Source organism: Blautia faecis (assembly GCF_027662325.1).
GTDB classification, from domain to species: Bacteria; Bacillota; Clostridia; order Lachnospirales; family Lachnospiraceae; genus Blautia_A; species Blautia_A faecis.
The window spans coordinates 1-9,248 of sequence record NZ_JAQDKY010000070.1 but is presented as its reverse complement, the minus strand read 5'-3'; the positions used below and the strand labels follow the sequence as shown (position 1 = coordinate 9,248).

The window sequence follows — 9,248 nt, the reverse complement described above, 5'->3', positions numbered from 1 at the left end:
AGTAAAATATGTGAATTTTAAGTTGACATTTCGTTGGTTATGGCATATCCTAATAGTAGCTAAGGATTAGAGCAATAGTCCATCGAAAGCAAACGAAAACCCCGGAGGTGTGCGAGACTTCCGGGGTTTTCTATTCCGTTTATGTAGGTGGCTTATGCCTTAGGCTGTTATGCTGCCTATTTGTCTTTTCTGTCCAGCCATTTGTAAATGCAGTAGCTAATTACATTTACTGCGACAGGGACAAGGATTAGAGCAATAATATTATCCATCGAATTCACCTCCTTTCTGCTGGAGGCTCGGCAGCTTTTATAGTATAACATAAGGGCAGACAATTAGAAATAGCGTATAATAAATTTGGACATATAAAAAATATTGCGTGTAAAGAAAAAACACTTGACACACACCACAAAATACGGTATGATACCCAAGGTGATAACGAATGGAAAAGTTTGTGGAACGTACTTTGCTCTATGATTTTTACGGAGAGCTTCTTACGAAGAGACAGCAGCAGATCTACGAGAGTGTAGTTCTAGAGGATTATTCTTTAAGTGAGGTTGCAGAGGAACTGAATATCAGCCGTCAGGGCGTACATGATATGATCAGACGCTGTGACAAAGCACTGGAAGGATATGAAGAGAAGCTGCATCTGGTGGAGAAGTTTGTGAATATCCGGGGACAGGTACAGAAGATACATGAGCTTGCATCCGGATATCACGCTGATGATATTGAGGCAATATCCAATGTGATTTTAGAGGAGTTATAATTCATGGCATTTGAAAGCTTAACAGATAAACTTCAGAATGTATTCAAGAAGCTGAGAAGCAAAGGCCGTCTGACCGAAGAGGATGTTAAGATTGCTCTTAAAGAAGTTAAGATGGCACTCCTTGAAGCAGACGTTAACTTCAGAGTCGTGAAACAGTTCACGAAATCTGTACAGGAACGTGCAGTTGGACAGGACGTTATGAACGGACTGAACCCAGGCCAGATGGTCATCAAGATTGTAAATGAAGAGCTGGTTAATCTTATGGGAAGCGAGACTACAGAGCTTCCGATCAAGCCTGGCAATGATCTGACTGTCATTATGATGGCAGGTCTTCAGGGAGCTGGTAAGACCACTACGGCAGCCAAGCTTGCAGGTAAGATCAAGTCGAAAGGTAAGAAACCTCTTCTGGTAGCCTGTGACGTTTACAGACCCGCAGCGATCACTCAGCTGCAGGTAAACGGTGAGAAACAAGGCGTGGAAGTCTTTACCATGGGCGATAAACAGAGCCCGGTAGACATAGCCAAGGCGGCTGTTGCACATGCCAAGGCGAATCAGCAGAATGTAGTGATCATTGATACAGCAGGTCGTCTTCATGTCGATGAGGATATGATGCAGGAGCTTGCTGATATTAAGGCTAATATTGAGGTAGATGCTACAGTCCTTGTAGTAGATGCCATGACCGGACAGGATGCAGTCAATGTAGCCCAGACTTTTGCAGAGAAGGTTGGAATCGATGGAGTGATCCTGACCAAGATGGATGGTGATACCCGTGGTGGTGCAGCCCTTTCCATCAAGTCCGTAACCGGTAAGCCAATCCTGTATGTAGGTATGGGAGAGAAGTTATCCGATCTGGAACAGTTTTATCCGGAGAGAATGGCATCCCGTATCCTTGGTATGGGAGATGTAATGAGCCTGATCGAGAAGGCAGAAGCAGCCGTAGATCAGGAAGCAGCCCAGGAGATGTCCAAGAAGCTGAAGAAGATGGATTTTGATTTCAATGACTATCTTACCAGCCTTGAACAGATGAATAAGATGGGCGGAATCTCTAGTATCCTGAATATGCTCCCAGGTGTGGGAAGCAAGATGAAAGATGTGGAGAGTGTGATTGATGAGAAAGCAATGGACAGAACCAAGTCCATTATTCTTTCCATGACTCCACAGGAGCGTTCTAATCCGGGAATCCTGAACCTTTCCCGCAAGAACAGAATTGCCAGAGGCGCAGGTGTGGAGGTTGCAGAAGTCAATCGCCTTGTGAAACAGTTTGAGCAGAGCAAGAAGATGATGAAGCAGATGCCGGGTCTCATGGGCGGCAGCAAAATGGGTGGTAAAAGAGGCGGCTTCAAGCTTCCTTTTTAACATAAAATAATTAAATTAACTAATAAAGAGAAAGTAAATTGGAGGAAAATTAAAATGGCAGTTAAGATCAGATTAAGAAGAATGGGACAGAAGAAAGCACCTTACTATAGAATCGTTGTTGCAGATTCCCGCAGCAAACGTGATGGAAGATGTATCGAAGAGATCGGAACATATGATCCAAACCAGGAGCCAAGTGTATGCAAGGTTGACGAAGAAGCAGCTAAGAAATGGCTTGCAAACGGTGCTCAGCCTACAGAAGTTGTTGCTAAGATCCTCAAACAGGCCGGAATCGAGAAATAATTTAAGGAGTATCTTAGAGGTTGCCAGAATGGTTCAGACTGCACAGTATTTCCTGTGAAAGTCGTGAACTGTAACCGGCAATTTTCAGGGGGTATTTCTGTAACGTCCAGATGAGGGCATTTTTTGAATATGCTCCGGGGCGGGATCAGGGAGGTGTGTAATGAAAGAATTAGTAGAAGTAATTGCAAAATCTCTTGTTGAAAATCCGGACGAAGTAGTCGTTACCGAAACAGAAAAGGATGACGCTGTTGTTATCGAACTGAAGGTAGGACCATCTGATATGGGTAAGGTGATCGGACGTCAGGGCAGAATCGCCAAGGCCATCCGTACCGTAGTAAAAGCGGCTTCTTCCAAAAGCAGCAAAAAAGTGATTGTAGATATTCTGCAATGATAAGCAAGATATATGGATGCAGGAGCTGTGGAGACATGGCTCCTGTTTTTACTTATGAAAGTCCTGGACGGCAGACATATTCGTTTTTTGTAGAGGAGTTTTGAATGGAAGATTTATTAAAGGTTGGAGTAATTACCACCACTCATGGCGTGCGGGGAGAAGTAAAAGTATTCCCTACCACAGATCCGGAGCGTTTCCTGGATCTTGAATACGTGATTCTGGATGCTGGCAGAGAGATGAAAAAGCTGGAAATCCGTAACGTGAAATTTTTTAAGAATCTTGTGATCCTGAAATTTGACGGGATTGATAATATAAATGATATTGAAATGTACAAAGGCAGAGACCTGTGGGTTCCCAGAGAAGAAGCCCAGGAACTGGATGAAGATGAATATTACATCGGCGACCTGATTGGCATGGAAGTGGTTCTGGAGGACAACACCCATTTCGGAACCCTGAAAGATGTTATGGAAACAGGAGCCAATGATGTTTACGTAGTAGAGCTTCCAGATCATCAGGAAGTACTTCTCCCGGCAATCAAGGAATGCATCCTTGACGTTGATCTGGAGGAGAATGTGATGACGGTACATTTGATGAAAGGACTTTTGTAAATGAATTTCCATGTTTTGACCCTTTTTCCAGAAATGATCCGGAATGGAATGAACACCAGCATTACAGGACGTGCTATTAATGCAGGAATCCTTTCTGTGGAGGCCATAAATATCCGCGACTATGCTTTTAACAAGCACCAGAAAGTAGATGATTATACTTACGGCGGCGGTGCTGGAATGCTGATGCAGGCAGAACCGGTTTACCTGGCTTATGAAGCGATTGCCGAGAAAGCCGGGAAGCGCCCCCGTGTGGTTTATCTCACCCCGCAGGGACAGGTGTTTAATCAGCAGATGGCAAGAGACATGGCGAAAGAGGAAGACCTGGTTTTCCTTTGCGGTCACTATGAGGGAATTGATGAGCGTGTTCTGGAAGAAATTGTGACGGATTATGTGTCTATCGGAGACTATGTGCTTACAGGCGGCGAGCTTCCGGCCATGGTTATGATGGACTCTATTTCCCGCATGGTTCCAGGCGTGCTCAGCAATCAGGAGTCTGGCGAGACCGAGTCCTTTGCAGGAAACCTTCTGGAATATCCCCAGTACAGCCGCCCGGAAGAGTGGCATGGTAAAAAGGTTCCGGAGGTTCTTATGTCCGGTCATCATGCAAATATAGAGAAGTGGCGCAGAGAGCAGTCTATCATTCGTACAGCCAGAAGGCGCCCGGATCTGCTGAAAAAGGCAGATCTCACCAACAAAGAATGGAATTTTGTGCGGCAGCTGAAAAAGCAGTGGAAAGAGGAGGAATCCAAAGATGAGAACATCTGATTTTTACTATGAGCTCCCTCAGGAGCTGATCGCCCAGGATCCGCTGGAGGACAGAAGTTCTTCCAGACTTATGCATCTTTCTATGGCAGATGGCAGTATTGAGCATCGCCATTTCAGGGATATACTGGACTATCTGAATGAAGGTGATACTTTGGTTATCAATGATACCAAGGTTATTCCGGCAAGGCTTTACGGTCACAAGGAAGAGACTGGCGCAGTGATCGAAATCCTTCTTCTGAAAAGAAGAGAGAACGATATCTGGGAATGCCTGGTAAAGCCTGGCAAAAAGGCTCGTCCAGGTGCCAAAATCACATTTGGTGATGGCATTTTAGAGGGCGAGATCATCGACGTGGTGGACGAAGGCAACCGTCTGATCCAGTTCCATTATGAAGGCATTTTTGAGGAGATTTTGGACCAGCTGGGAGAGATGCCGCTGCCGCCATATATCACTCATAAATTAAAGGATAAGAATCGCTACCAGACTGTTTATGCAAAGAATGAGGGTTCCGCAGCAGCTCCTACAGCAGGTCTGCATTTCACCAAAGAACTTCTGGAACAGGTGAAAGCCAAGGGCGTAAATATTGCCCATGTAACGCTTCACGTAGGTCTTGGAACTTTCCGTCCGGTTAAAGTAGATGATGTAGAACAGCATCACATGCATTCTGAATTTTACATTGTGGAAGAAGACCAGGCGAAGCTGATCAACGACACCAAAAAAAATGGCGGCCGTGTGATCGCAGTTGGAACTACCAGCTGCCGTACACTGGAGTCTGCAACTGGTGAGGATGGAGTTCTAAAATCTGGAAGTGGCTGGACTGAAATTTTCATCTATCCAGGCTATAAATTTAAGATGATCGACGGTCTGATCACCAACTTCCATCTGCCGGAATCCACACTGGTTATGCTGGTGTCTGCACTGGCTGGAAAAGAGAATATTCTGCATGCCTATGAGGTGGCAGTGCAGGAGAAGTATCGGTTCTTTTCATTTGGAGATGCGATGCTGATATTATAATCAAAAAATACCCCCGGAGCTTTCGCTCTGGGGGTGCTGAATAACATATTTTTTTTATCCGATCCAGGAACTTCTTTCCTGGATTTTTTCCATAATTCTGGTCTTTTCATCCCCTTCAGCAGGTGTTGGCTGGTAATTGTTATAGCCGTAAGCGGAGGAGATGGAACATGGGATGATATTTGTTACATTATCTGCTTTTACGCCGTCGTTTGAGATGGTAAAGGTCTGCTGGAAAATCATACTGTCCATGTCACTTGGGGCGCTGTTTCCGCCGAAGCAGAAGTTTCCAAGGCTGTATACAATATTCTTTCCTTTATATTCTTCAATTCCCTGAAGTACATGAGGATGATGTCCACACACAAGATCAGCACCAAGGTCAATGGCAAGATGTCCAAGTGTGGTCTGATTGGAGTCTGGAACGGTTTCTTTTTCATTTCCCCAGTGGAAGATAACGATGATCAGCTCTGCGCCATCTTCTTTTACCTTGGCAATGTTGTCTTTCAGCTGCTGTTCACGCTCTAGATGATCGTATAACTCATAGATTCCCACAAGACCTACTTTTACCCCTTTTATATCCATTACAGCCGTCTCATCATAGCCGAAATGAACAATTCCCTGGGCATCCAGGGCATCCATGGTATCCTGAAAGCTCTGCTCGCCGTAATCATGGCTGTGGTTGTTGGCTGTGTTTACTGCTTCCACAGAACTGCTGGAGTAAATTCCTGCAAAAGATGCGGGTGCTTTGAATGCGAAGGTTTTATCCTCGCGGCTGCTGCTGTCTGTGAAGGTTCCTTCATTGTTGGCGATAGTCAGGTCATCTGCTTCAAAAATGCTCTTTACATTCTGTAAAAAGTATTCTTTTCCATAATTTTCAAAATATGCATTCAGGCTGGTACTGTAATCGAAGGCTTCATCTGTACCAAGGGTACAGTCTCCCACAACGCTTATAGTAAGGGTGACTGGGGTGTCGTGCTTCGATTTTGTTGAAACAGTATCGCTGCTTTCGGAATCAGAAGATGAATCTGAGCTGTCACTGGAAGATTCTGCAGTCTGCTTAGCTCCATCGGCAAATGAAGAATCGTTCTTTTCGCTGTCAGAAGAAAGAGCAGAACCAGTTGTATTTTCGTTGGTTGCGTTGTTTATATTCGAAGAGTTTACACTCTTTGTCTTTCCTGCACATCCCCGGACGATCAGGAGCAGTACCACCAGCAGCAGGACACCACCTGCGGTCATACAGATCTGCCGGATTTTTTTCTGGCGCCGGCGGTAATATTTGGATTTTTTGTATAAATTCTTTTTCTTTTGCATACGTCTGTCCTCATATGGCTTTTGTATATGATGTCGCCGACAGGCGACGTGTTTGTTCCGTATAAACATTGAGGCAAAAATCCATAGGTCATGTTTTGAGTGAATAGCCCTGTGAACTTTTGCCTTTGATTTACATTACAATAATATTTATCTGAAGAATTTATCGTAATAACCCATCACGAAAATCAACAGTACAATAAGCGGCAGTACATAGGTAAGATATGGACGTGCCCACTTCGGGAATTTAATGCCGTTTCCTGTATCCGCTTCTTTGATGAAATTGTCCCATCCCCATCCGTAGCGGGTTACGCAGAACAGCAGGTAAACAAGGCTTCCAAGCGGAAGCAGGTTATTGGAGATGATGAAGTCCTCCAGATCCTGGATGGTGCTTCCTGCGCCCAGTGGCTGAAATCCGCTCCATACGTTGAAACCAAGTACGCATGGCATGGATAAAACAAAGATTGCAATTCCGTTTACCAGAACTGCCTTCTTACGGCTCCAGCCCCACAGATCCATGGCAAAGCTTAAGATATTCTCAAATACTGCAATGATGGTGGAGAGAGCTGCGAATGTCATAAAGATGAAGAACAGTGCACCCCAGAAACGACCGCCCATCATCTGGTTAAACATGTTCGGCAGTGTTACGAATACAAGTCCAACACCCTGTGTAGGGCTTACATTGTAAGCAAAGCATGCCGGGAAAATAATAAGTCCGGCCATTAGTGCCACGAAAGTATCCAGAATACCAATCTGGATGGATTCGCCCATAAGGCTACGGTCTTTGTCGATATAACTTCCAAAGATTGCCATTGCGCCGATCCCAAGGCTCAAGGTGAAGAATGCCTGTCCCATAGCGGCATAAATACCGGAAAGCAGTCCGTTCTCTTTCAGACGGCCAAAATCCGGGAGAAGATAGAACTTAATACCCTCGATGGCACCTGGAAGCGTACAGCTCTTAACGCAAAGAACTACCATAATAGTAAGAAGACATACCATCATAACCTTTGTGATACGCTCAACACCTTTTTGCAGTCCCATGCAGCAGGTACCAAAACCGAATGCAGTTACGATTACCATCCAGAAGGTCATTTCTCCAGGATTGGAGAGCATGGTGTTAAATACGTTTCCTACCGCTTCTGTATCAAGACCTGTGAAGGTGCCGCTTGCTATTTTAAAGAAGTAAGCCAGCATCCAGCCGCCTACAGTGGTGTAAAACATCATCAGCATATAGTTGCCAAGCATGGCTCCATAGCTGTAAAGGTGCCATTTGGTGCCCTTTGGCTCAAGGAGATGAAAGCTTCTGGCAGCGGACTTGCGGCTTGCGCGTCCGACAGCAAATTCCATAACCATAATAGGCAGTCCAAGAATTAAAAGGAACAGAAGATAGATCAGTACAAATGCTGCGCCGCCGTACTGTCCTGTTATATAAGGGAAGCGCCATACATTGCCGATTCCAATGGCGCAGCCGGCTGAAATGAGAATAAATCCAAGCCGGGATGAAAACTTTTCACGTTCTTTCATGTTGATTTCCTTCCTTTTTTCTATGTATGAATTCTGTGAAAAAGTATGGGACAAAAGTCTTTTTTACAGAAGAGCACACCTTTTAACAGTATAAGAATAAAATGGGTTTTCGTCAATAAATATCTTGAAAAAGAAGGGGGAAATGCTAAAATATATAGGATGTACTTAAGGAGTGCCTGAGAGTCAGCTGTTTCGCGCCTATGGCGCTCCCGCAGCTGCCGACCGCATTCGTAATCCGGGCCATCGCCCTACTTACTCATACGGTCTAGCCCGTTCGATATCCAAGAGTTCGCTCGTGCAAGCATGGCTCATTTTTGACTACCGTACGGGATTTTCATAATAAAATAGTAAATAAGAAGGGAAAACGACATGTTATATATAGGAAATCATACTTCATCATCCAAAGGCTACGCAGCCATGGGACGCCAGATTGTAAAAAATGGCGGCAACACGTTTGCATTTTTTACCAGAAATCCAAGAGGAGGGAATGCAAAAGCTATTGACCCTGCAGATGTGGCGAAGTTTCAGGAGATTGCCAGGGAGCATGAATTCGGCAAAATCGTGGCGCATGCGCCTTATACCTTAAATGCCTGTGCGGCCAAAGAAAATCTGCGGGATTTTGCCAGAAATACTTTTTCGGATGATCTGAAACGCATGGAAGCCACACCAGGAAATTATTATAATTTCCATCCAGGCAGCCATGTGGGACAGGGAATAGAGGTTGGAATTCAGAAGATTGCAGAAGTGCTGAATGCAGTTCTTACTGAAGAACAGACCACTACAGTTCTTCTTGAAACCATGGCTGGAAAAGGCTCTGAGGTGGGAAGCCATTTCCAGGAGCTTCGTGCCATCATGGACCTTGTAGAAAAACGCGATAAACTTGGAATCTGCCTGGATACCTGCCATGTGTGGGATGGTGGCTACGATATTATAAACGACCTGGACGGTGTCTTAACTGAATTCGACCGCATCATCGGTCTCGACCACTTAAAAGCCATCCACCTAAACGACAGCCTCAACCCTCTTGGCAGTCACAAAGACCGCCACGCCAGAATCGGGGAAGGCCAGATTGGTCTTGATGCCCTTGTCCGTGTCATCCGGCACCCGGCATTGGAGGGAAAGCCTTTTATTCTGGAAACGCCTAATGATGATGAGGGTTGGACAAGAGAAATTGCACTTCTTAGGGAAAGATATTCAGAATAAATTGCTATTTAGTGTGTTGAA

Annotated in this window: 10 protein-coding genes; 8 read left to right on the top strand and 2 right to left on the bottom strand. The window is 45.0% G+C overall.

What is annotated here, in order from left to right; all coding sequences use genetic code 11:
• The first annotated feature begins 439 nt into the window (after window positions 1-439).
• From ylxM to queA, 7 genes are all read left to right on the top strand, one after another.
• A complete protein-coding gene (gene ylxM, locus PGQ38_RS18595) occupies window positions 440-763 on the top strand; it encodes a YlxM family DNA-binding protein (protein ID WP_118578857.1) in 324 nt (107 codons plus the stop codon).
• Window positions 764-766: 3 nt separating this feature from the next.
• Window positions 767-2,119, top strand: coding sequence for a signal recognition particle protein (ffh, locus tag PGQ38_RS18590; protein WP_270433052.1), 1,353 nt, complete (start codon window positions 767-769; stop codon window positions 2,117-2,119).
• A 54-nt stretch (window positions 2,120-2,173) separates the two neighbouring features.
• The gene (rpsP, locus tag PGQ38_RS18585) at window positions 2,174-2,419 is read left to right on the top strand and encodes a 30S ribosomal protein S16 (protein WP_117852013.1); all 246 of its coding nucleotides are present in this window, start codon (window positions 2,174-2,176) and stop codon (window positions 2,417-2,419) included.
• Between the two features lie 160 nt (window positions 2,420-2,579).
• Window positions 2,580-2,810 carry a KH domain-containing protein gene (locus tag PGQ38_RS18580; RefSeq protein ID WP_021926512.1) on the top strand — a complete coding sequence of 77 codons (231 nt, stop codon included), beginning with the start codon at window positions 2,580-2,582 and terminating at the stop codon, window positions 2,808-2,810.
• A 104-nt stretch (window positions 2,811-2,914) separates the two neighbouring features.
• The gene (gene rimM / locus PGQ38_RS18575) at window positions 2,915-3,418 is read left to right on the top strand and encodes a ribosome maturation factor RimM (protein WP_118578853.1); all 504 of its coding nucleotides are present in this window, start codon (window positions 2,915-2,917) and stop codon (window positions 3,416-3,418) included.
• Window positions 3,419-4,183 carry a tRNA (guanosine(37)-N1)-methyltransferase TrmD gene (gene trmD / locus PGQ38_RS18570; RefSeq protein WP_118578851.1) on the top strand — a complete coding sequence of 255 codons (765 nt, stop codon included), beginning with the start codon at window positions 3,419-3,421 and terminating at the stop codon, window positions 4,181-4,183.
• Window positions 4,170-5,195: a tRNA preQ1(34) S-adenosylmethionine ribosyltransferase-isomerase QueA gene (queA, locus tag PGQ38_RS18565; protein ID WP_118578849.1), complete on the top strand. Its 1,026-nt coding sequence runs from the start codon at window positions 4,170-4,172 to the stop codon at window positions 5,193-5,195. The genes trmD and queA overlap by 14 nt, the downstream gene beginning before the upstream one ends.
• A 54-nt stretch (window positions 5,196-5,249) precedes the next feature.
• Here the strand turns inward: queA and PGQ38_RS18560 are convergent, their stop codons facing one another.
• Both PGQ38_RS18560 and PGQ38_RS18555 read right to left on the bottom strand, forming a co-directional pair.
• Window positions 5,250-6,503, bottom strand: a complete 1,254-nt coding sequence (locus tag PGQ38_RS18560; protein ID WP_270433050.1) for a CapA family protein — start codon at window positions 6,501-6,503, stop codon at window positions 5,250-5,252.
• Window positions 6,504-6,650: 147 nt separating this feature from the next.
• Window positions 6,651-8,024, bottom strand: coding sequence for a sodium-dependent transporter (locus tag PGQ38_RS18555; protein ID WP_270433048.1), 1,374 nt, complete (start codon window positions 8,022-8,024; stop codon window positions 6,651-6,653).
• 369 nt (window positions 8,025-8,393) lie between these two features.
• On the opposite strand from PGQ38_RS18555, the gene PGQ38_RS18550 reads away from it, so the two are divergent.
• The gene (locus PGQ38_RS18550) at window positions 8,394-9,227 is read left to right on the top strand and encodes a deoxyribonuclease IV (protein WP_270414179.1); all 834 of its coding nucleotides are present in this window, start codon (window positions 8,394-8,396) and stop codon (window positions 9,225-9,227) included.
• The last annotated feature ends 21 nt before the right edge of the window (window positions 9,228-9,248 follow it).